The organism is Solibacillus sp. iso_87 (assembly GCF_056173085.1).
Genome location: NZ_CM149656.1, coordinates 3,639,722 through 3,661,311 on the forward strand (window position 1 = coordinate 3,639,722; position 21,590 = coordinate 3,661,311).

21 protein-coding genes are annotated in these 21,590 nt (G+C 37.7%); 6 read left to right on the forward strand and 15 right to left on the reverse strand.

Annotated features, from left to right (window positions below; all coding sequences use genetic code 11):
• The first annotated feature begins 89 nt into the window (after positions 1-89).
• The gene (locus AC0VXV_RS18600; protein WP_350479282.1) at positions 90-740 is read left to right on the forward strand and encodes a LytTR family DNA-binding domain-containing protein; all 651 of its coding nucleotides are present in this window, start codon (positions 90-92) and stop codon (positions 738-740) included.
• Between the two features lie 333 nt (positions 741-1,073).
• Positions 1,074-2,594 carry a succinate CoA transferase gene (locus tag AC0VXV_RS18605; RefSeq protein ID WP_475529621.1) on the forward strand — a complete coding sequence of 507 codons (1,521 nt, stop codon included), beginning with the start codon at positions 1,074-1,076 and terminating at the stop codon, positions 2,592-2,594.
• 171 nt (positions 2,595-2,765) lie between these two features.
• Here the strand turns inward: AC0VXV_RS18605 and AC0VXV_RS18610 are convergent, their stop codons facing one another.
• The 12 genes from AC0VXV_RS18610 to AC0VXV_RS18665 form a co-directional block, all read right to left on the reverse strand.
• On the reverse strand, positions 2,766-3,173 hold the full coding sequence (locus tag AC0VXV_RS18610) for a 3-oxoacyl-ACP reductase (protein ID WP_475529622.1): 408 nt from the start codon (positions 3,171-3,173) through the stop codon (positions 2,766-2,768).
• A gap of 342 nt (positions 3,174-3,515) precedes the next feature.
• Positions 3,516-3,797 carry a GNAT family N-acetyltransferase gene (locus tag AC0VXV_RS18615; RefSeq protein WP_079523315.1) on the reverse strand — a complete coding sequence of 94 codons (282 nt, stop codon included), beginning with the start codon at positions 3,795-3,797 and terminating at the stop codon, positions 3,516-3,518.
• A 98-nt stretch (positions 3,798-3,895) separates the two neighbouring features.
• Positions 3,896-4,810 (reverse strand): DUF1002 domain-containing protein, encoded by a 915-nt coding sequence (locus AC0VXV_RS18620; protein WP_475529623.1) that lies wholly within the window; start codon positions 4,808-4,810, stop codon positions 3,896-3,898.
• Positions 4,811-4,930: 120 nt separating this feature from the next.
• On the reverse strand, positions 4,931-5,788 hold the full coding sequence (locus tag AC0VXV_RS18625) for a CvfB family protein (RefSeq protein WP_475531498.1): 858 nt from the start codon (positions 5,786-5,788) through the stop codon (positions 4,931-4,933).
• 26 nt (positions 5,789-5,814) lie between these two features.
• Positions 5,815-6,234, reverse strand: a complete 420-nt coding sequence (gene mntR / locus AC0VXV_RS18630; RefSeq protein WP_008405810.1) for a transcriptional regulator MntR — start codon at positions 6,232-6,234, stop codon at positions 5,815-5,817.
• 314 nt (positions 6,235-6,548) lie between these two features.
• Entirely contained in the window at positions 6,549-6,836 is a 288-nt protein-coding gene (locus AC0VXV_RS18635) for a late competence development ComFB family protein (protein ID WP_475529624.1), read from the reverse strand.
• A gap of 318 nt (positions 6,837-7,154) precedes the next feature.
• The gene (locus AC0VXV_RS18640) at positions 7,155-9,566 is read right to left on the reverse strand and encodes a penicillin acylase family protein (protein WP_475529625.1); all 2,412 of its coding nucleotides are present in this window, start codon (positions 9,564-9,566) and stop codon (positions 7,155-7,157) included.
• A 78-nt stretch (positions 9,567-9,644) separates the two neighbouring features.
• Positions 9,645-10,403 carry an exodeoxyribonuclease III gene (locus tag AC0VXV_RS18645; protein WP_475529626.1) on the reverse strand — a complete coding sequence of 253 codons (759 nt, stop codon included), beginning with the start codon at positions 10,401-10,403 and terminating at the stop codon, positions 9,645-9,647.
• Positions 10,404-10,502: 99 nt separating this feature from the next.
• Positions 10,503-11,414 carry a UDP-N-acetylmuramate dehydrogenase gene (gene murB / locus AC0VXV_RS18650; protein WP_475529627.1) on the reverse strand — a complete coding sequence of 304 codons (912 nt, stop codon included), beginning with the start codon at positions 11,412-11,414 and terminating at the stop codon, positions 10,503-10,505.
• Between the two features lie 85 nt (positions 11,415-11,499).
• Entirely contained in the window at positions 11,500-11,805 is a 306-nt protein-coding gene (locus AC0VXV_RS18655) for a winged helix-turn-helix transcriptional regulator (protein ID WP_079523324.1), read from the reverse strand.
• Positions 11,806-12,005: 200 nt separating this feature from the next.
• Complete coding sequence (locus tag AC0VXV_RS18660; protein ID WP_350479292.1) at positions 12,006-12,644, reverse strand: FMN-dependent NADH-azoreductase; 639 nt, start codon at positions 12,642-12,644, stop codon at positions 12,006-12,008.
• A gap of 195 nt (positions 12,645-12,839) precedes the next feature.
• Positions 12,840-13,544, reverse strand: a complete 705-nt coding sequence (locus AC0VXV_RS18665) for a DsbA family oxidoreductase (protein ID WP_475529628.1) — start codon at positions 13,542-13,544, stop codon at positions 12,840-12,842.
• 164 nt (positions 13,545-13,708) lie between these two features.
• On the opposite strand from AC0VXV_RS18665, the gene AC0VXV_RS18670 reads away from it, so the two are divergent.
• Positions 13,709-15,085 (forward strand): FAD-dependent oxidoreductase, encoded by a 1,377-nt coding sequence (locus tag AC0VXV_RS18670; RefSeq protein ID WP_475529629.1) that lies wholly within the window; start codon positions 13,709-13,711, stop codon positions 15,083-15,085.
• A 21-nt stretch (positions 15,086-15,106) separates the two neighbouring features.
• Here the strand turns inward: AC0VXV_RS18670 and AC0VXV_RS18675 are convergent, their stop codons facing one another.
• The 3 genes from AC0VXV_RS18675 to AC0VXV_RS18685 all read right to left on the reverse strand — a co-directional run bounded on the left by AC0VXV_RS18675 (position 15,107) and on the right by AC0VXV_RS18685 (position 18,602).
• Positions 15,107-16,033 (reverse strand): manganese-dependent inorganic pyrophosphatase, encoded by a 927-nt coding sequence (locus tag AC0VXV_RS18675; protein WP_475529630.1) that lies wholly within the window; start codon positions 16,031-16,033, stop codon positions 15,107-15,109.
• A 131-nt stretch (positions 16,034-16,164) separates the two neighbouring features.
• The gene (locus tag AC0VXV_RS18680) at positions 16,165-17,013 is read right to left on the reverse strand and encodes a MurR/RpiR family transcriptional regulator (RefSeq protein WP_475529631.1); all 849 of its coding nucleotides are present in this window, start codon (positions 17,011-17,013) and stop codon (positions 16,165-16,167) included.
• A 356-nt stretch (positions 17,014-17,369) separates the two neighbouring features.
• A complete protein-coding gene (locus AC0VXV_RS18685) occupies positions 17,370-18,602 on the reverse strand; it encodes an MFS transporter (RefSeq protein WP_475529632.1) in 1,233 nt (410 codons plus the stop codon).
• A gap of 209 nt (positions 18,603-18,811) precedes the next feature.
• Here AC0VXV_RS18685 and thrC point away from each other — a divergent pair, with 209 nt between their 5' ends.
• The 3 genes from thrC to AC0VXV_RS18700 all read left to right on the forward strand — a co-directional run bounded on the left by thrC (position 18,812) and on the right by AC0VXV_RS18700 (position 21,570).
• A complete protein-coding gene (gene thrC, locus AC0VXV_RS18690) occupies positions 18,812-19,870 on the forward strand; it encodes a threonine synthase (RefSeq protein ID WP_475529633.1) in 1,059 nt (352 codons plus the stop codon).
• Positions 19,867-20,766 (forward strand): homoserine kinase, encoded by a 900-nt coding sequence (gene thrB / locus AC0VXV_RS18695; RefSeq protein ID WP_475529634.1) that lies wholly within the window; start codon positions 19,867-19,869, stop codon positions 20,764-20,766. The genes thrC and thrB overlap by 4 nt, the downstream gene beginning before the upstream one ends.
• Positions 20,767-20,922: 156 nt before the next feature.
• The gene (locus AC0VXV_RS18700; RefSeq protein ID WP_079523333.1) at positions 20,923-21,570 is read left to right on the forward strand and encodes an NAD(P)-dependent oxidoreductase; all 648 of its coding nucleotides are present in this window, start codon (positions 20,923-20,925) and stop codon (positions 21,568-21,570) included.
• Positions 21,571-21,590: the final 20 nt, after the last annotated feature.

The window sequence follows — 21,590 nt, forward strand, 5'->3', positions numbered from 1 at the left end:
TTTTAAAAAATCTTCCCAACCCAATTTCTTTAAATATGTAGTAAAATAGTTCATAATTGTATAAAATGCTTATAAAGAGGTGTTATAAAGTGGATCCAAGACAAATAGAAGAAATTATGGAAGTCATTAAAGAATTTTTCCCTGAGAATACATCAATTGCTATTTCAGATACAAATGAGTATTTATATTATCAGCCAAGCAAAAAAGTAGACTTAAAAATCAAACCAGGTGACCCGATTAAAGAAGGTTCAGCTGCATACAAAGCATTAGCATATGGTCAAAAAATCAATTCATACATTGAATCTGACGTATTCGGAGTTCCTTATTACGGAATGAGTATTCCTCTCATTGAAGAAGGTGAAACAAAAGGTGCTATTACAGCAATCTTCCCTCAAAAACCTTCTCCATTTTTAACTAATTATATTACAGTAAAAATTGATGACTGCTGGTACCCAATTAAACACAACCAAGTAATTTATCTTGAGACACAATTGCGTAAAACATTTGTAAAAACAATGCACCGTGAAGGATATCACCGCTTGAACTTAAGCGACTTAGAGTTATTTTTAGCTCCTGATTCGTTCATCCGTTGCCACCGTTCTTATATTGTTAATATCGATTACATTGATGAAATTCAGCCAGATTCACACTCGACTTTCCTTTTAATTATGAAAGACGGCACACGTATTCCTGTAAGCCAACGCTACGCTAGCTACTTCCGCCGTTCTTTAGGATTCTAAAATTAATTTAAAGCGACTCGTACATACGAGTCGCTTTTTTACTTTCCACCCCTCATCTTGGTCTTTTGACCTATCTTCCCAATCTTAATTGTGCATATTTGCTAAACGAGTAACCAGTCAACTTTATGGCTAATCAATTTTTATCTCTTTTTTACGTTAAATTTCTCTAATAATCACCTTTTAAGCGCTTTTATGTTGGGCGTGAAGTAAATGTGACAATTTGATGATAATATTAGCATAAATGCCGGTTTACTACCTGGTGAAAAACACAGAAAATTACAAAATTTCCTGTTTATCAAACGATTAAATAACTTATTAGGGGAGGATTTATTAATGGATCCACGAGTTGAGAAACGTTTAGGTTTAAAACAATTAGTAGATAAAGTTGTATCTGCTGAAGAAGCTGCTGCTTTAATCCAAGATGGCACAGTGGTAGGGATGTCAGGATTTACTCGCGCAGGTGATGCTAAAGTTGTACCTATGGCATTAGTAGAGCGCGCTAAAAACGAAAAAATTAAAATTGATGTATATACAGGGGCTTCTTTAGGTCCTGAAGTTGATAACTACTTAGCTGCTGCTGGTGTTATTAACAAACGCGGTCCTTTCCAAGGGGATGCGGTAATGCGCGGTTTAGTAAATAAAGGCGAAATTTCTTATGTAGACGCTCACCTTTCTCACAATGCTGAGTTAGTACGTCAAGGAATTATCGGTCCTATTAAACACTTAATTTTAGAAGCTGTTGCAATTACAGAAGACGGTTTAATTATTCCATCAAACTCTGTAGGTAACTCACCAATCTTCGCTGAATATGCAGAAAACATTATTATCGAATTAAATATCTCTCATCCAGAAGCATTGATCGGTATTCACGATATCTATGTTCCAGGTGAACAAGGTAAGCGTGACGCGATTCCAATGACAAATGCTGAGCAACGTATCGGTGAAATCGGTATTAAAGTAGATCCAGCTAAAATTAAAGCAATCGTTATTTCTGAAGAGCCAGACGCTCCTTCATTAATCGTTCCTCCAGATGAGGAAACGCAGGACATGGCAAACATTTTATTAGACTTCTTCCGTTCAGAAATCAAAGCGGGCCGTTTAACAAATGAATTAATGCCATTACAATCAGGTGTAGGTTCTGTAGCAAACGCAGTATTAGACGGCTTTGCTGATGCAGAATTCGAAAACTTGGTAGTTGCTTCTGAAGTATTACAAGATGCAGTATTCAACTTAATTGATGCTGGTAAAGTACGCTTTGCTGCTGCAACTTCTATTACACTTACAGAAGAATTACAGAAAAAAGTTTACGGCAACTTAGAAAAGTATGCTGATAAAATTTGCTTACGTCCACAAGAAATCTCTAACCACCCAGAGCTTATCCGTCGTTTGGGCTTAATCTCAATCAACACTGCTCTTGAGTTAGATATTTATGGTAACGTAAACTCTACACACGTTTCAGGAACAAAAATGATGAACGGTATCGGCGGTTCTGGTGACTTCGCACGTAACGCTCGTCTTGGTATCTTCGTAACGAAATCATACGCAAAAGGCGGCGCGATTTCTTCAATCGTACCAATGGTTTCTCACGTAGACCATACTGAGCACGATGTAGACGTGATCGTAACTGAACAAGGTATCGCTGATTTACGCGGACTTGCTCCAAAAGAACGCGTAAAATTAATCATCGAAAACTGTGCTCACCCAGATTTCAAAGAGCAGTTATGGGATTACTATAACCGCGCTTACGAAGCAACTGGCGGCGCGCACACTCCTCATATTTTAGAGGAAGCTCTATCTTGGCACGTAAACCTTGCTAAAAACAAAACAATGAAAAAAGAAACAGCTAACGCTTAATCTTTATACATGTTAAAGGGTTTGTCTGAAACGATTTAAAAACGTTTCAGACAAACCCTTTTTTATCGTTTTGAAATTAACAGCGTTACTAAGTGCTCCGACATTATATATCATAAAAAAAGGGAGGCTAATTTCCCGCCTACCTTGTTTTTATAAAGTTCATCGATTTGCTTACGCTCGTTTGTCCTGTTCATGATTGTAATAATCTGTTGTTGTTTGAGCGCCTTCTTCGACCATTTGGTTACCTTCTAACGTATGGTCTGCAATCTCTCCTGCTGTCACTGCAACCTCTTCCAGTGATTCTTTTTTGTAATCTTCTTTTCCGACTGATGCCGATTTTGCCATATTTGTATCCAGATCTCCTGTAGATGATGGATGTGCATCTTCGTTACTGTAACCAGCCGATTTGCCTTGGACTTTCTCCATCAAACCCTGTACTCCACCGCTTTCATTTACTTTCCCTTTTGCTTTGTTCAAATAATCCATTGCTTTATCACGGTTTTCCTTTTTACTTAAAAATGAAGCAGCACCTGCTAATAATCCGGCAACTACAACGCCTTTACCTTTTAATTTAGCCATAATAATATTACCTCCTAATTCGGAATTTAATTTCACTTTTCATATAAATTAATATACCCTGCGAAATTCTTTTAAAACATTTGCTGTTATAGGATTAAAAACTACCTTAATTGGATAAATATATATAAATATAAAAAGGAGTGTTCAATATGTTCCAAAACAAAGAAATTACATATAAAGGTACAGAAATTCTTACGCTTCTCGGTGTTTCAGGACTTATTACTGCTCTAATTTCATTATTTGTAGGATTTTAAAAAGCATGATAATATATCGAAAAAAATTATAATTCCATAACAAAACACGATTTTCTAAAAAATGAAAATCGTGTTTTTTTGTATATTGCTATACTTTTACATCGTCATACGCGTCGCTTTTTTGGAATGAAGAAACGACATATGAACAAATGGCATTCATTTTGTAATTGTTTTCTCGTGCGTAATCCGCAGCGGCATCTAAAAGCTTTTTGGCTACCCCTTGACCACGCAGCACATCAGATACATAGGTATGATCCATATTCATGACACCTTCACGTAAAACCCAAGTAATCTCAGCAACACGCTGACCGTTCAATTCGTATTCCAGAGCTCCATAGTTGTTCCCTTTGTCTTTATAAATAAATTCCATATTTCTCCCTCCTTCTGTACTTCACAATATACCATAATTTGAATTTTCAATAAAAATAAAAGCACCCGATTTATGAGTGCTTCCATTGAATGACTATTTTATTTGAACCAAGATGAAATTGTATCGATTAGATTATTGAAAAAGTTTTTGACGCTTTGCCAAAATCCTTCATCCTCTAGTATAGCACCGAACTTCTCATCGAACTTTGCTGTTAAATCCGAAAGCTGTGATGATAATTTACTGAAGTCGATATTCAGATTACTGATTCGGTCCATTAAATCAACTAAAATCTGACGGTCCGCTTCACTTAAATTGATTTGCAGTTTGTTCAGCTGTTCTTCAACAATTTGCTGAACTTCTTCTTTAGTTGCCGGTTTATTTTCAGCAATTGCTTTCTTAATTTCCGTTAATAATTCCGCAACTTGTGCATCTGAAACTCCTGCCGATTCAGCAATTGATGTAGCAACAGATAGTTCGTCATTTGCGACATCTGTTCGCTCAATATCTAAAGTCTCACCTGTTTTTGCTTCATATGCTTTATATATCCCGACTAATGCAGAGTGACCTGTTACCGGTTTTGGTGCTGCAATTTCCACAATCGCATCTTCAATACCTGCCGTTAACATGGCATTTGCATACATTTCCGATGTTACTTGTGTAATATTATCTGGTGTTACGATGCTAATTGTAAGTCCCTTGCCTGCATCTTGACGTGTAATTTTAGCAGATGAGAACATGCGTGAACTTGGGTTACTATCTTTTATATATTTTGCTAAATCCTGTCCTGAAATTGTAATTTCATCTACTTCTGTTTCCTGATCTACACGCAAAGCAGTTTTCACTGTTTCTTTTTCATCAGCAGATAAATTAACTCCATAAACAACGATTGGTACACCGAGTTTTTCATTGATTGGATTTTTTTGTTCTGTAGTCGCCGCAGAAGCGCCCATTGGTAAAACAAAAGAAATCAATAACGCGAATGCTGCAATGACAGCCATCCATTTTTGTCTCATTTTATAAATCCCCCTTTGCGAATGTATATGTTGTCCAATTTTACTATACATTCTCTAATTAATACGAATAAAAAAAGTAAAAGGTTTCATATACATTTCCCCTTTTACTTATAGTTGTATCTAAACGATTTTTGTCCAGCCGTCTTTTTGTGTAATTTTGCGTGCTTTCATTAAAGTACCTAGTGCACGCTTAAACGAGCCTTTACTCATATTGAACATTTCAGAAATTTCCTCTGGTGTTGACTTATCACCAAACGGCATTTTCCCGCCGACACTTTCTAAATATGCAAAGATTTTTTCAGCATCATCACCTAAACGCTCATGTTTTCGAGGTAAAAATGAGCCGTTTAACGAGCCATCTTCCTTTACATCAATAATGCGCACTTGCACTTCTTGTCCTAAACGCGGCTCAGCTTTCATTTCTGATTCGTGTACGAAAATACGATAAGGGTTTTCAACGCCTAATAAAAACGATCCTACCGGTAACAGACGGTATGGTCGAGCTGTAATGTTTTTATTAAACATGTCTTCCGCTGCGCCTTCATACATGTCATTAACTTTTTCTTCTGTAATTAAACGACCGAATAAATCTCCGTTGCGATCAGTACGTAATGTAATATACAAATGATCTCCTGCTTCCGGCCATACTTCTTCAATTGCCGGTAAGTCTTCAGCACGGACTAATACTTCGCGGGAAGTACCAATATCACAGAAAGCACCTTCTTTTGTTACTTTCAATACACGCGCCCAACCGTAATCTGCTTCTGTAATATGCGGAATGGCTGTCGTTGCCTGAAGGTCTCCACGACGATCCGTATAAAGGAATACTTTTAAAACATCGCCGATCGCAATTGTTTCTGCTACATCTGATGCATTTAAAGGAATTTCCAATTCACCATTTGTTAAAATATAACGTGACCCTTGCTCTTCCAATACCGTTAATTCAACTACTTGTCCTGATTTTATTAATTGATTCATCATATTCTCCTTTTTCTTGTCAATCATTACATACTATGATTTGATTTCATTTCTTCCAGCTTCTTCGTAATTTGAGGCTCTTCTTCTAAAAGCTGTACAAGATCCGCTATACGATCAATGGAATTCCAGCTCAAGTGATGTTCAATACCTTCAACGTCTTCATATATACGTTCTTCATCAACCCCTATTAAACGCAAAAATTGTTCCAGCAAATCATGTCGCTGAACAAGTCTCTTTCCTAACTTTTGCCCTTTTGGCGTTAATGTTAAGCCTCTATATTTTTCATATATTAAATAGCCGTCTTTATCCAATTTCTGCACCATTTTTGTAACGGAGGAAGGTAGAACAGATAAAGCTTCCGCAATATCGGACACACGTGCATACCCTTTATGTTCAATTAGTAGATAAATTTGTTCAATGTGGTCCTCCATGCTAGGTGTTGGCATAGCTGTTCCCTCTCTTTCCAATTGCTTCTTTCAGTTTACTACAATTTCACGCAAAAAGTTAACTGAAAACAGTAAACGCTTAAATTACACTGACTCAGTTCCCTAACAATTCGGCTATGGTTACACAGGAAGCGGGTTAGTCATCCATTGCCGTAATTGTGGCAATTTTAAACAGTCTCCCTACGCTAAAAGGCATTAAAAGAAAAAGGCTATTGCAATTAGTATGCCCCTAATTGAATAACCTCTTCATTTTATCTTTTATAAAACTTGATCATTACTGCTTATATACATAAAGAATGCATTGAATTCATTTCTTATGGATGCTTAGGATATTGTTTTACAATGTGAAGTGCACGGATAATTTGTTTATTGATTTCATCAAGATTTTCCGGTGTGCTCATTTGTTTAAATACAGCATCTCTCGTCTCGTTTGATGTAACATAACGAGCTGGCAATACATTTAAAACAATAGCATTCACATCCATCTCACATTGTTCACAATGACAAAATGTTTGATATTCAACGCCATGCAGCAGAAAACTAACAAGCCCTTTTACAATTTCTTCTGTTACATTTATTAATTTAATACCTGACATTGTCATCTTTCGCCTCATTTATAAAACTAGATTCTCTTCTACAATCATATAACGCAAAGTAATTTAACTCAATCATTTTGATTAAAACATGTGACTTTTTACTTTCAATTAAAAACTAGATTTCTATAATTTAGCTCACTTTATAAATACCAGTATACTACTTTTCTACCTTTAATAAACGCAATGAATTTAAAATAACTATTAATGTTGCGCTCATGTCCGCAAAAATTGCAATCCATAACGTTAGCCAGCCTGTGATGATGAGTAAAATCGCGACTAAAACACCCTTTTTCTCGTTGAGAAAAAGGGTGTTTTATTTTAATTCTATTCAGCTTTTAATTTTAATTCGTAACCATGGTCAATTTCGCCATTGATTTTTGTTTTATGATAGCGCCCGTAAACCCAGTTTGAAGTCTGGTTGTCATACCATTTTGATTTCACATGTCCGCTCTGTCCTGGACCAACTATATGATAGGCTGACGATAAATCATCCAAGTCCGCAACAAATCGCCATGATGCACCATGGTTTACATTTCCGCTGCCATCTTCAGAAGCTGCCTGTACGGTAACACTAGACCCGCCAACCGGTAGTTTTTCAGGGTTGACATAGTCCGCTAAAAAGTCCGATGCGCTTGCTAATGGATGATTAAATGTCAGCTGATTATAGCTGCCCCATTTCCATTTTGAAACAGACGTCCCAAATTTACCTTTGATCTTCGTTACAGCATCCTCAAATGCAGTATAAACGAATTTATCCAGTCCGCCTTCTTCTGTAATCCAGACACCCGGATTACCTGCATATGCATCACGCAGCATTTGGTCGGTAATTTGTGATTTACCAGGCATTAATTTATAAACATCTTCCGGCATTGCATCTTGGAATAATGCTTTTTCCATATTTTCGATTAAGAAATGGTACACAAGTGGTGCACCTTGATCTTTGTCATCGTAATACTCCCATTCTTCCAGAAGGGTAATGACACTCTTGTACTTGCCGTCTTTGTCTTGAGCTTTAATCGTTTCAAGCAAGCTTGGTAAAAATTCTTCGGCATGCAAATTCTTTTTATCCATTTGCATACCTTTCATTTCCGCAACAGTTAGCTTTAATAATTCACCTGTTTCCTCATCATACATCGGTGTTTTAATCATCTCTACAATCCGCTCATATCGATAAGGCTGTGCCCAAAGATTTGAAATATGGTAAGGGTATTCCTCGCCTACAACTTGATTGTTCGCTGTTGCAATATAGCCTTCTTCCGGATTAATAACAGTTGGCAGTTCATCAAATGGGATATAGCTTTCCCAGCCGTATTCAGACGAGTTACCCGGCACTGGTAATGAACCTGTACCTTGTTTACGGATCGGTACCAGACCATTTGCTTTATATGCAATTGTTCCATCAGTTGAAGCAAACACAAAGTTTTGTGCCGGTGCTTTAAAGTCCTCTAGCGCGAATTCAAACTCTTCCCAGTTTGTCGCTTTATTGAAACCTAATACTGCTTTTAATTCTTGTGTTGATTGTAGTGCTGTCCACTGCATAGAGAACTGCTCTTTCATCTTTGTATCTTTTAGCATAATGTTAGAAATGATTGGACCATGTCGTGTTTCCACAACTTCAAAGTCCACCGTTTCACCGTCTTTTACTTTGATCGGCTCTTGTCGTACAGTTGCCTCTTCCCATTCCCCGTCATATTCAAATTCATAAGGGTTTTCCGGGTTTGGTTTTTCAATATATAAATCTTGCACATCCGGGTTCACATTCGTTACGCCCCATGCAATTTGTTCGTTATGCCCAAGAATAATTCCAGGGATCCCTGCAAAAATTACACCACTTACATTTTGTTCAGGTGATTCCAGATGCATTTGATACCATACAGATGGCGTGCTTAATCCTAGATGCGGATCATCTGCAAGTAAAGGCTTACCTGACTTTGTCAGTTCACCACTTACAACCCAGTTATTACTCCCGTTATGTTCTGACGGTAAGTAATCTGTTGGAATGGCACTTGCAATATCCGTTTCCAGATTTAAATTCGCTTCAATAATTGATTGAGCGTTTTCCGGGTACTCTACAAATAATTCTTCAGCTTGTTCTTTTGTATAGTTTTGCATTGCCCAAGATCGGAAAGCTTGCTGATTCCAGTTTCCGCCCAGGTCGTATGCCATATATTTCCCGATTGTCAATGAATCGATCGGTGTCCAAGCTTCAGGCGTATACCCAAGTAGTTTGAATTCATATGAAAGTTTGCTTGTATCTTTTACTTCATCGATAAAAGCATTTACACCTTCCGCATACCATTCAAGAATCTGTTTTGACTGTGCATCATAGTCATCCCATGATAACTCTGCAGCATGTCGTAAACTGAAGGTACGAAAAAACTTATCTGTATTTACTGCAGATTCCCCTACCACTTCAGCTAACGTACCACTCGCTTGGCGGCGCGCTAAATCCATTTGGAATAAACGATCCTGTGCCTGCACGTAGCCTTGTGCACGATAAAGGTCCGCATCGGACTTGGCCACAATGTGCGGAACTCCTACACCATCTCTCGTAACTTCCACATCATTATCTAAAATCGATACCGCGAGCTCACCTTCAATGACAGGTTTAGAATTTGCTACGTATAAGTGCAATCCTGCTACCGCTGCACCACCTACAATAATTAAAATCCCAACTGCCCAAATGACGATGTTTATAAATTTGCGCCCTTTTGACTTTTTCGCCTGTTGTGCCATAAACTCCACCTCTTTTTTTCTGTTTTTTACAAAGCTTTATTATGCTGTAAAAGTTCTATTTCTATTAGTCTATTCATCTTACACCGTTTTTAATTTTAATACGATAGGGCAATGATCGCTACCTAAAATTTCTGAATGTATAGATGCTTCCTCTACTTTTTCAACAAGTCGGTCAGAGATAATAAAATAGTCGATGCGCCATCCGATATTTCGCTCACGTACTTTCGCCATATAACTCCACCATGTAAAGTGGTCGGTTAATTCCGGATGGAAATGACGAAACGTATCCGTAAATCCACTTGAAAGTAAATCTGTCATCATCCCGCGCTCTTCATATGTAAATCCGGAGTTTCCAATATTGGATTTTACATTTTTAATATCTAGTTCACTATGTGCAACATTTAAATCTCCACAATAAATGACGGGCTTTTTTGCATCAAGTTCCTTCAAATATAGCGCCATCCGGTCTTCCCATTGCAGCCGCTCTTTCAAACGAGTTAAATCTCTCTTTGCATTCGGTGTGTATGTATTCACTAAATAAAAGTTTTCATACTCCAATGTAAGGATGCGGCCTTCCTCTGCCGCAATTTCATTTTCGATGCCGTAGTACACTGCTAACGGTTCATGTTTCGTAAATACAGCTGTACCGGAATAACCTTTTTTTACGGCTGAATGCCAATATTGATAATATCCTTCAAGTTGAAGATCAATCTGTCCTACCTGACATTTCGTTTCCTGGATACAGAAAAAATCCGCATCCATTTCACGGAAATAATCCAAAAACCCTTTATTTACACATGCACGAATCCCATTCACATTCCACGAAATAAATTTCATCTTTCTCACTCCTTTATGTACCTCATATTAATTATCCATTAAAAAAAGAGAACCCGCGCTAAATTAGCACGAGTTGAAGTCATTTTATATCATCCAAGATTAGTCTTCACCGACGATTTTTACTTCCATTTCCAAGTCGATATCGTACTTCTCTTTTACAACACGCTGTACCATTTGAATTGTATCGATATAGTCCTTTGCCGTAGCATTGTTTTTATTGACGATAAATCCTGCATGCTTTGTAGAAACTTCTGCCCCTCCAACACCTTTACCTTGCAATTCACTATCCTGAATAAGCTTACCTGCAAAATAACCTGGTGGACGTTTGAATACACTGCCCGCCGAAGGGTATTCGAGCGGCTGCTTCGATTCACGCTGGAACGTTAAATCGGCAATCTTCTCCTCGATTTGCTTTTGGTCACCGTGTGCTAATTGGAAAGTAGCAGACAGTACTAAGTAGCCTTTTTTTGCAATGATACTTTTCCGGTAAGAAAGCTCAAGTTGTTCGTTGTTCAGCTCAAGAAGCTCGCCTTCTGGTGTTAGTACTTTGCAAGATGTGACGATATCTTTAACCTCACCACCGTAAGCGCCGGCATTCATTGCCATTGCTCCACCGATTGAACCTGGAATACCGCATGCAAACTCAAAACCGGTTAAGCTTTGAGCTGCGACTTGTTTTGATACTTCTTTAATCAAAGCACCACTTTGCGCATAAACCGTATCACCTTCAATGCGAATTTCGTCCAATAAAGCAAAATGCAGGACGATTCCACGTACACCGCCATCACGGACGACCATATTGGAGCCGTTCCCCAGCATCAGTAGCGGTACATTATTATCATATGCATACTTAACGACAGCTGCTGCTTGCTCTTCAGTTTTCGGCAGCACTAAAATATCTGCCTTACCGCCAAGTTTTGTCATTGTATATTTTTTTAATGTTTCATTTTTCTTTATATTAGTTGAAGGGATCCATTGTAATAAATCATTTTCCCACTGTTGAATTGTCATAAAAAACATTTTCCTTTCCCGTAAAGCTGACGTACTTTTTAAGTATCTGTTTTTATAACGCTTTTTACAAGTAAAACAGCATGATTTATAACCAAGTTTTCGCCCATATTTCAATTTCTCTCACAGTTTGTTCAAGGGAACGCCCTTTATCCGTTAAATTATACTCAACACGAACCGGTACTTCTGAATACACTTTACGTTCAACTATACCTTCTTTTTCGAGTTCCTTTAAGCGCTCTGACAGTAAGCGTCCACTAATTGGCAATGCTGCCTCAATCGCATTGAATCGTTGAGGTCCTTCCAACAATTGATAAATAATTAAAGCTGTCCAGCGTTTCCCGACTAGCTCCATTGCTTTTGAAAGACGCGGACATAGTGCTGATTCTTTCATTTTCTTCACCTCATATTCACTACTCTAAAACTAAATTTATTTAACTGCTACTTATATATTACCACTTCTCATTAATTACGAAAAGTAAGTAGCTTACTGCCAAGTGAATATTTGTCTTAATAAATACCTTTTCCCGACTAAAAAAAGAAGGGAGCTCACTACTTTGTGAGCAACCCTTCTCTACTATATGAATAATTAAATTAAGCTGTTACTTTTGCCAAATTTTGTGCTGCAGCTTTTACTCTTTCTAAGCCTTCAGCAATAATTTGTTCAGCTCCAGCTGGATTTGAAGCATGACCTTCGATAATAACTTCATCGATTTTTTCCATACCATATACGCCACCGATTACTGCATTAATATAGTTTACTGACATTTCTGATGCAGATGCTTGTGGTGTTGAGTAAATACCGCCACGTGCGTTTAATACGATATATTTTTTGTCTGTCATTAAGCTTACTAATTGACCTTGTTCATTATATTTGAATGAATAGCCTGCACCATAAGTGTAATCGATGAATGATTGTAATGCTGCCGGAATTGTTAAGTTCCATAATGGGAATGCAAATACTACTACATCTGCAGCTGTTAAAGCTTCACGAGATTTGTTAAAAGCAGCTAAAGAACCTGCTTCGATAGCTGATAATTCTTCGCCTGCTTGTGCTTTACCGAAAGCGTTGAATAATTCTTGTCCGAAATATGGCATATTTTCCTCAAATACGTCAAAAGTTGTTACATTCAAACCTTCATAGTTCGCTACTTCAGCCATAAATGTTTCATACATTTTTGTTGATACGCCATCCGGGCGGTTATTTGCTTTTACTACTAATACGTTTGTCATCTTTCATTTCTCCCTACTATTTTCAATATTATTTATTTTTAAAATCTTTTATCTTGTTTTAAAGTATCTCAAATTCGAGGTACTTTAATATAATAAAAGAACAACCTAAAAAAATCAATTAGATTATTCTCATACTTTAGTCTGAATTCCTATTTCGCATTTATATAAATATGCGAATCCAGGTAAAATTCCCTGTCAAATATCACAAGAATCATCGGTACACGCAGCGCCGTCTACGCCTTGCATTTTCAAAGGCTTACGTAAACCGATTTCCTGTGCTGCTTTTTCAATCGTTTGTTCAAATATTTCCTGTGGTTGTGCACCAGAAATGCCATACTTATTATCAATGACAAAGAAAGGTACGCCGCGTACACCAAGATTTTGAGCAACCGCAATATCTTGCTCAACCTGCTCCATATACTCGTTGCTCTCGATAACTTGACGGCCTTTTTCTGCAGATAGTCCGACTTCTTTTGCTAATGTCAGTAATACCTCAGTTTGTCCGATTGCTTCACCTTCTAAAAAGTAAGCTTTTAAAACGCGCTCGGTAAATTCTTTTTCTTTCCCTTCTGTTTCAGCCCATTTTGCTAAACGGTGCGCTTTTACAGTGTTTGCACTTTTCATTTCATCAAAATTGTACTCAAGCCCTACTTCTTTGGCACGTGCTGTAACATTTGCTGTCATTTTCTTAACTTCATCTAATGAAATTTGGTATTTTCGTGACAGTTCTTCATATACAGAGCTTGTCGTATCAACTGGTGTTGTAGGATCCAATAAATAGCTTTTATATGCTACTTCAATCACATCCCCATACCCAAGTTCATCTAATGCGATTTCTAATTGTTTCTTGCCGATATAGCAAAAAGGACATACATAGTCAGACCATACTTCGATTTTCATGCTAATCACTCTCCTTTTCTTGTATTGTAGCTAGCAACTATTCAAAAGTACAATGTTTGAAACTAGCCTCCCCCCACATAATGGCTGAGGAATTTTTATTATGTGACAACATCTGAATAAATATTGTTCAAATACCCTATGCTAAAAAATAAAAAGGTGATATTTTGAAACAATCTCTCTGGCTTCCAACACATTCAGATTTTGCTGCCCCTACTTTGCAAGAATCGATTAACTGCGATATATGTATAATCGGAGGGGGTATTAGCGGTATTTATACAGCATATTCTCTGGCTAAAGAGGGGCTTAGTGTCGTGCTAATCGAAGCAATGCCCCAGTTTGCACAAGGAACAACTGGCTATTCTACAGGAAAATTGACAGTCCAGCATAACCTCATTTACTCAAAACTTAGTGAAGAAGACGGGAAAATTTACTACGAGGCGAATAAACAGGCTATTGAAAAAGCTGTTTCCGAAAGTAGAACCAGCTTTACCCGAGCTACTTCGTATGTTTATACAGCTACTCCTCAAGGAAAGGAGCAGCTTTTAAACGAGGCGGAAAGCTATAAAAAAATTGGTATTCCCTTTGTTGCAACAAAGGACATCGAACTTTCGGTTCCTGTAGAACTTGCGCTCGGTATCAAAAATGAAGGTCAGATCAATCCTGTCGAGTTCACAGATACGTATGTTCAATTAGCAAGAAAACATGGCGCACAACTTTATTTAAATACGCGAGTCACTAAATTAGAAATGTCCAAAAATTGCCTTCATACAAGCAATGACAGTACCGTTCATTATAAAAAGCTGATTTTATGTACCCATTATCCAATAGAATCAATTCGTCAGCTTTATTCGATGAAGCTGCAAATCAAACGGTCTTATTTAACAGCAACAAAATATTCACAGCTGTTAGAAGGCCAATATTTAAGCGTCGATGCTCAAAGTCGTACAATCCGAACGGCGCTTATCGATAATCAGCCCTACTTCATCTATGGCGGACAATCGCATACAGCTGGATCGACAAGCGATACAGACCCGTTTTATGAAACATTGCAGCATGAACTAACAACAGATTTTGAGCTTCCGCCATATGAATACGGCTGGAGTGCCCAGGATGTTATGACTGCAGACCAAGTTCCTTATATCGGCCAGCTATCTCCGAGTGATGACAGTTTGTACATTGCAACTGGCTTCAATAAATGGGGGCTTTCTTCTTCACTTGTTGCAGGAACTTTGCTTACAGATCTTATTAAAAGAATCGCAAACCCGGCAGCCGCTTTATTCTCACCGAATCGTTCGAATTTCGGGAAGACATTTTACTTCATGCTGCAAACGGGCGGGATGATCGGAAAAGAGCTTGTAAAAGGCTATATCGACAGACCGGATGCGCCTAAATGTACACATCTTGGCTGTAAAACTAGATGGAATGTTGCAGATGATACATGGGATTGTCCATGTCACGGATCACGCTATAATGCAAAAGGCGAAGTTATTGAAGGCCCTGCCGTCTATCCGTTAAAAATGAAAAAATCCGGTAACTCTTAAATGCGTTACCGGATTTATTTTTTATTTTAAGTTTTCAGTTAAAACTGGAACGATTTGTTTTTTACGTGATACAACGCCTGGTAAGCTGATGCGACCATTAACAATTGTTGCACCGAACGCTTTCGCTGCTTCTTCGGCAACTTGTCCAGCTGCTACTGCTGTTGAATCATTGTTTAAAATATCTGTTACGACAAAGAAGAATAAATCTAGGCCGTTATCTGCAATATTTTTGTTCAATAAGTTTTCAAGCTCTTCTTGGCGACCAAGAACATCTTCAATATCCACTGCATTTACTTGGGCAACTGTCGCTTTATATTCACCGAATTCAAAGCCTTTAGCATCCAATGACAATAAATCTTCCAATGACTTATCTGAAAGGTCCGCACCTGCTTTTAGCATAGCTAAACCATACTGTGCAGTATCAACATTTGCAATTGCTGCCAATTCTTCGCCAGCTTTCACATCTTGTTCTGTGCATGTTGGCGATTTGAATAATAATGTATCCGAAATAATAGCAGAAAGCATTAAACCAGCAATATTAGCTGGAATTTCCACATTATTTTCTTTATATAATTTAGTTAAAATTGTTGCTGTACAACCTACAGGCTCCGCACGGAAATATACTGGATCAGCTGTTACAAAGTTCGCAATACGGTGATGATCGATTACTTCTGTAATTTGTACTTCTTCGATCCCATCTGCGGATTGTTGAAACTCATTATGGTCTACTAAAATTACTTGTGCTCCTTCATCTTTAACGTTAGCAATTAGACGTGGTGCTTCAAAGTTGAATTTTTCAAGTGCATACTTTGTTTCGTTATTTAATTCTCCAAGACGAACTGCTTCTGCATCTACACCTAATTGTTGTTTTAAGTATGCATAAACAATCGCTGAAGTAATTGTATCTGTATCTGGATTTTTATGTCCGAAAACTAATGTTTTACTCATAGTGAGCCTCCTATTAAATGCTTTTCGCTCTTCATTTTAACATAACGTAAAGAAAGTGAAAAACAGAAGATTTACCAACATTGCTTAGCAAAAAGGAAAACTGTAATGGCTATGAGGTAGCCTTTACAGTTTTAGCTGATTGCTATTAAATTCGACGTACTGAGTGAGCTTTTTGGTTTTTTATTATACTGCTCATATTGTTGCGGGTTTTGGCTTACCATTGATTCCACTAATATATGTAATAAAGAGAAAATGGCAATTGTACAAGTGATACCGTCTTCTTTTGTATTCGGAACGATAAGTACGGGGTTAGCCGGATCCGCATGAGATGTAAGCTCTTTATTACGGATTGCGGCAATTTTTACATTTTTCCTTTTTGCAATTTCTACTGTTGTCGCCATATCTTCATATTCTTCATCAAGTGATATAATGAAAAGCAGTGAATCTTCATCCATATATGCAAGTTGTTGGGCGATTTTGTCTGCCTCATGAGGAATAAAATGAACATGGTCTCGTAACCTGTTGACATTGCTGTACATCCAAAATGCAACTGGTGTCGATTCTCTGAAACCTAAAAAGTGGATTTTCTTTGATGTATGTAACAATTGCACAACTTCTTCAACATCCTGCTCTTTTAGCTGGTTGAATGTTTTTGAAATGTTGGCGATATCTTTTTTGACAATGTCCGCTCCAATATGATTTCGGATTTTTTTAGCAGGCATCGCTTGTTTAACTTCGGTTGCTTCGCCTTTTTCCATTAAGTATTCCTTCAGTTTATCTTGGAGCTCACTAAAACCTGCTAAATCCATTGAATAACAAAATCTGATTACAGTTGATTCACTTACATCTGCTAATCTTCCTACTTCGGAGGCCGTATGTGTTCCCACTATATTCGGATTATCCATAACAAACTGAGCAACTTTTCGTTGCCCCTTAGAAAGACGAATATACTTCTTTTTAATATTTTCGCAAATAGTCAAATTCTCCATCTCCCTTTCTTATATTTTTTAAAATAATATCTCACTCATTCATGTAACTTTACGTGTGCTAAATTCTTAATAATAAAAAATACATTATCATGAATAATAATAGAATTCAACGAGTTTTCTGAAAAAACTTTAGCATACTAAAGAATATAAAAATTTGAATAGGAAATTGACTTACTTTTGTAAAATTTATAATTTATAAATAAACTATTATTAAAAACCTGTTCTGTAAATTTATCTATTATATATTTTTTTACATTTATGGAATTTAATAAAGGACCTGCGCTATTTTATTAGCACAGGTCCCTATTCATTATTATAAAAAGCACTTTAATACTAATAATTTATAACTATAGTAATTCTGTCTGCTTTGTTTCTTTCCCTAAAAAAATAACCGCTAACACTCCAATGACGATTGCCACACAGAAAATCGCAAAAATATAGCTAATATCAAAGCCTTTTGTCAGCAATGTCCCAACTAATAAAGGACCGAAAATACCTCCAACACGACCTATTGCTGCCGCCATACCCGCTCCCGTTCCTCGTACAATTGCCGGATATTGCTCAGGTGTATATGCATATAAGGCACCCCATGCTCCTAAGTTAAAGAACGAAAGCAACATACCGGAAATCAACAATGTTTCGATTGATTCTGCACCGCCGAATACAAAGGCACTTGCTGCAGTACCTAATAAATATGTAACTAATACAAACTTACGCCCAAACTTCTCGATGAACCAAGCAGCTGTAAAATAACCTGGTAATTGGGCTAACGTCATGATTAATACATACTTAAAACTTGATATTAAATCAAATCCTTTGCCTACCATTACACTTGGTAACCATAAAAACATTCCGTAGTAAGAAAATACAACTGCAAACCATAAAATCCAAAGCATCAGTGTAGAACGTGCATATTTTTTCTCCCATAATGTTGCGATGTTTTGAAAAACCGAACGTTTTTTCGATTCTTCTTTTACCCTGAACTGTGGAGAGTCCGGTAATTTCATTCTTATATAAATTGCATAAAGTGCAGGGATTGCCGTAATTAATAATGCAACTCGCCATCCTTCAATTGGCCAAAATTCAGCCGGTATAACGAAATAGGCAATAAGCGCTGCGATTAGCCAGCCTCCAGCCCAAAAACTTTCAAGTAAAACGACAACTCTCCCGCGTTCTTCAGCTTTTACACTTTCAGATACAAGTGTTGAAGCGACAGGTAATTCCCCGCCAAGCCCCATGCCAACAAAGAAACGCAAAATTAAAAAGAGGGTCAATGTTGTTGTAAATGCGGATAAACCACTCGCAACTGAGAATATTATTAGTGTCCACATAAAAATTTGCTTACGTCCTACTTTATCTGCAAGTACACCAAAAAACAGCGCACCAACTGCCATACCGATCGAGTTTACACTTGCAATCCAACCCATTTGACTACTATTTAATCCCCAGTCAACCGCAAGTGCTGCAATGATAAAAGATAAAATTCCAACATCCATTGCATCGAACATCCATCCAACCCCAGCTATACGTAGAAGTTTATTACGTGATAAGGGCTTTTGTTCATTTGTTTCCACCGACATTACTTTTCCACCTTCCATGTGTCTTTACACTTGACTTAACAACATTATTATCATACATTTCTTTCTTAAAAGTGACAACATTTTTTTAACTTAACGAATTGTTCCGACAATTTAACAATTCCTATTGAAATAAGGGACACATAGGTATAAAATGTCTTGTATACAAAAACAAATGTTCACCTAGCGAGAACAGAAGGAGTTTATTATCTATGTGGAAAGGTCTTATCGAAGAATATAAACAGTACCTACCTGTTACTGAAAATACACCTGCTTTATCACTAAATGAAGGAAATACACCACTAATCCCATTAGTAAATTTATCTAAAGAGCTCGGAATTGAGTTATACGGAAAAATTGAAGGCGCTAATCCAACAGGTTCTTTTAAAGACCGTGGTATGGTATTTGCTGTTGCAAAAGCAATTGAAGAGGGCTCTAAAGTTGTCATTTGTGCTTCTACAGGCAATACATCTGCAGCAGCCGCAGCATATGCGGCACGTGCCGGCATTCAGTCAATCGTAGTCATTCCTAAAGGCAAAGTGGCACTCGGTAAATTGGCACAAGCTTGCATGTATGGTGCGAAAATTATCGAAATTGACGGCAACTTTGATGATGCATTAAACATTGTGCGCAAAATCGGGGAAAATACTCCAATCGCACTTGTTAACTCTGTAAATCCATATCGTATTGAAGGTCAAAAAACAGCTGCGTTTGAAATTGTTGATCAACTTGGCCAAGCCCCAGACTACTTATGTATTCCTGTAGGAAACGCAGGGAATATTACAGCTTACTGGAAAGGCTTTAAAGAATATAATGAAGCAAAAAAAAGCGGTCTTCCTAAAATGTACGGTTTTGAAGCAGAAGGTGCCGCTGCAATCGTGCAAGGAGCACCAATTGCAAATCCGGAAACAGTAGCAACAGCAATTCGTATCGGGAATCCAGCAAGCTGGGAGTTCGCTGAAACAGCTCGTGATGAGTCAGGCGGTCTAATTGATTCAGTAACTGATGATGAAATTTTAGATGCTTATAAACTAATCGCCAACAAAGAAGGGATCTTTGTGGAACCTGGTTCGGCTGCTTCATTAGCTGGTGTCATCAAGTCAGTGAAAGCCGGCAAAATCGCTGCAGGCAGTAGTGTTGTTACAGTCTTTACTGGAAATGGCTTAAAAGATCCTGATACAGCGATGAATGTTTCGACTGTAGACCTTATCTCACTTCAAAATGATGAGCAGGAAATCCGTAATTATATCGAGGGCGTATTTAGTCTATGAGTAAAAAGTGGCAAATCAAAGTTCCTGGCAGTACAGCAAATTTAGGTCCTGGATTTGACTCCATTGGTCTTGGATTATCGCTCTATCTAACATTGGATGTCACATTACAAGACGAGTGGGAATTTGTGCATATTGGTGACAATGTGCCGTCTGATACGTCAGTTGAAACCCATTTAATTTATAAAATTGCACAGCAGGTAGCAAAGCAATATAATGCAACGCTGCCTCCATGTAAAATTGAGATGACTAGTGAGCTACCCCTTGCGCGCGGTATCGGAAGCAGTGCTGCAGCAATTGTTGGTGCTATTGAATTAGCCGATATTTTAGGGGGTTTGAAATTATCGCAGCAGGATAAGCTGAACATTTCATCTCAAATTGAAGGCCATCCTGATAATGCGACTGCTTCGGTATTAGGGGGATTGACGATTTCTTCAATGGATGAAGCAGGAATTGTCGACACACTGCATATTCAGCAGATGGATGCGGCATTCGTTTTATTTATTCCGAATATCGAACTTAAAACAGCAGCATCACGCGGTGTTTTACCTGAGCAGTTGAAACGAAGCTATGCAGTGCGTGCAAGTGCCAATGCGAATATGCTTGCCGCTTCCCTTATTGCAAAGGATTATGAACGAATTGGACGTTATATGGAAGCAGATCTTTTCCATGAGCCTTTCCGCGCAAACCTTATTCCCGAATATAATGAAATTCGCAAAGCTGCAAAAAATGCTGGTGCATATGGAACTGCTTTAAGTGGTGCCGGTCCAACATTAATCTCGATGATTCCGCTCTCTTTCTCCGAACAATTTATCGAAGCAATGCAGCAACAATTTCCGGACCATCAAGTCGTAGTGACAACCGCTTCACCATCCGGATCAACTGTTACAACTTATTAAATTTATAGATAAAACTTTAGGGTGCTTAATGTACGTTATTCTCACATTTGAATAACGTACATTTTTTGCTTTTTTCTATTCTTTTTGTCTTTTATGCATATTTCCCCTTAAATTTGGGTATATTAATAAATCTACTGTTAGAAAGGGGTAATGTTTATGAAGATTGCAGTTATTGGGGCTGCAGGTAAGGCAGGAACTCATATTTTAAGAGAAGCCATTATGAGAAACTTTGATGTAACAGCGATTGTAAAAAATAAGGCAACCGTACAAGAAGAAAATATTAATATTATTGAAAGCGACCTGTTTAAATTAACAAAGGAACAAATTGCTCCTTTCGATATTTTAATTAATGCTTTTGCACCGTTACCAGGGGAAGAACATTTACATGTTGATGCCGGTGAACATTTAATTTCCTTACTGGAAGGAACAGAGAAAAAATTGTTCGTGATCGGTAGTTCAGGCTGCCTTTTTGTTGATCGTGAAAAAACGGTTCGTCTTATGGATCTTGAAGATTATCCTGAGGACCTTGCTGTCGCAGCAAAGGCTCAATTGCAAAACCTACGTGATTTGGAAAGCTCTTCAATTCAATGGTCCTTTGCCATCCCATCGGCTATGTTCGATTCGGATGGACCACGTACCGGCCATTACATTAAAGGCGAAGAGAAAATTCTAGTAAACTCGCAATTTAACAGTTATATCAGTTATGCTGATTTTGCTGTCGCATTGCTTGATGAAATCGAAAAAAATGAATACCCAAATACAACATTTACTGTTGCATCTGAAAATGTAACAGCCGCATCTTAATAGAAAAGCTAAAGCTTCTA

What these genes read in the sequence shown, in the direction of transcription:
- AC0VXV_RS18625 (WP_475531498.1), bottom strand. Translation starts at nt 5,788, where the DNA reads ATGAATCAATTAATAAAATCAGGACAAGTAGTTGAATTAACGGTATTG.
- AC0VXV_RS18610 (WP_475529622.1), bottom strand. Translation starts at nt 3,173, where the DNA reads ATGGCTAAATTAAAAGGTAAAGGCGTTGTAGTTGCCGGATTATTAGCA.
- AC0VXV_RS18620 (WP_475529623.1), bottom strand. Translation starts at nt 4,810, where the DNA reads ATGAGACAAAAATGGATGGCTGTCATTGCAGCATTCGCGTTATTGATT.
- AC0VXV_RS18655 (WP_079523324.1), bottom strand. Translation starts at nt 11,805, where the DNA reads ATGAAAGAATCAGCACTATGTCCGCGTCTTTCAAAAGCAATGGAGCTA.
- AC0VXV_RS18675 (WP_475529630.1), bottom strand. Translation starts at nt 16,033, where the DNA reads ATGAGTAAAACATTAGTTTTCGGACATAAAAATCCAGATACAGATACA.
- mntR (WP_008405810.1), bottom strand. Translation starts at nt 6,234, where the DNA reads ATGCCAACACCTAGCATGGAGGACCACATTGAACAAATTTATCTACTA.
- thrC (WP_475529633.1), top strand. Translation starts at nt 18,812, where the DNA reads ATGTGGAAAGGTCTTATCGAAGAATATAAACAGTACCTACCTGTTACT.
- AC0VXV_RS18660 (WP_350479292.1), bottom strand. Translation starts at nt 12,644, where the DNA reads ATGACAAACGTATTAGTAGTAAAAGCAAATAACCGCCCGGATGGCGTA.
- AC0VXV_RS18615 (WP_079523315.1), bottom strand. Translation starts at nt 3,797, where the DNA reads ATGGAATTTATTTATAAAGACAAAGGGAACAACTATGGAGCTCTGGAA.
- AC0VXV_RS18605 (WP_475529621.1), top strand. Translation starts at nt 1,074, where the DNA reads ATGGATCCACGAGTTGAGAAACGTTTAGGTTTAAAACAATTAGTAGAT.
- thrB (WP_475529634.1), top strand. Translation starts at nt 19,867, where the DNA reads ATGAGTAAAAAGTGGCAAATCAAAGTTCCTGGCAGTACAGCAAATTTA.
- AC0VXV_RS18665 (WP_475529628.1), bottom strand. Translation starts at nt 13,544, where the DNA reads ATGAAAATCGAAGTATGGTCTGACTATGTATGTCCTTTTTGCTATATC.
- murB (WP_475529627.1), bottom strand. Translation starts at nt 11,414, where the DNA reads ATGACAATTCAACAGTGGGAAAATGATTTATTACAATGGATCCCTTCA.
- AC0VXV_RS18700 (WP_079523333.1), top strand. Translation starts at nt 20,923, where the DNA reads ATGAAGATTGCAGTTATTGGGGCTGCAGGTAAGGCAGGAACTCATATT.
- AC0VXV_RS18685 (WP_475529632.1), bottom strand. Translation starts at nt 18,602, where the DNA reads ATGTCGGTGGAAACAAATGAACAAAAGCCCTTATCACGTAATAAACTT.
- AC0VXV_RS18645 (WP_475529626.1), bottom strand. Translation starts at nt 10,403, where the DNA reads ATGAAATTTATTTCGTGGAATGTGAATGGGATTCGTGCATGTGTAAAT.
- AC0VXV_RS18635 (WP_475529624.1), bottom strand. Translation starts at nt 6,836, where the DNA reads ATGACAATGTCAGGTATTAAATTAATAAATGTAACAGAAGAAATTGTA.
- AC0VXV_RS18640 (WP_475529625.1), bottom strand. Translation starts at nt 9,566, where the DNA reads ATGGCACAACAGGCGAAAAAGTCAAAAGGGCGCAAATTTATAAACATC.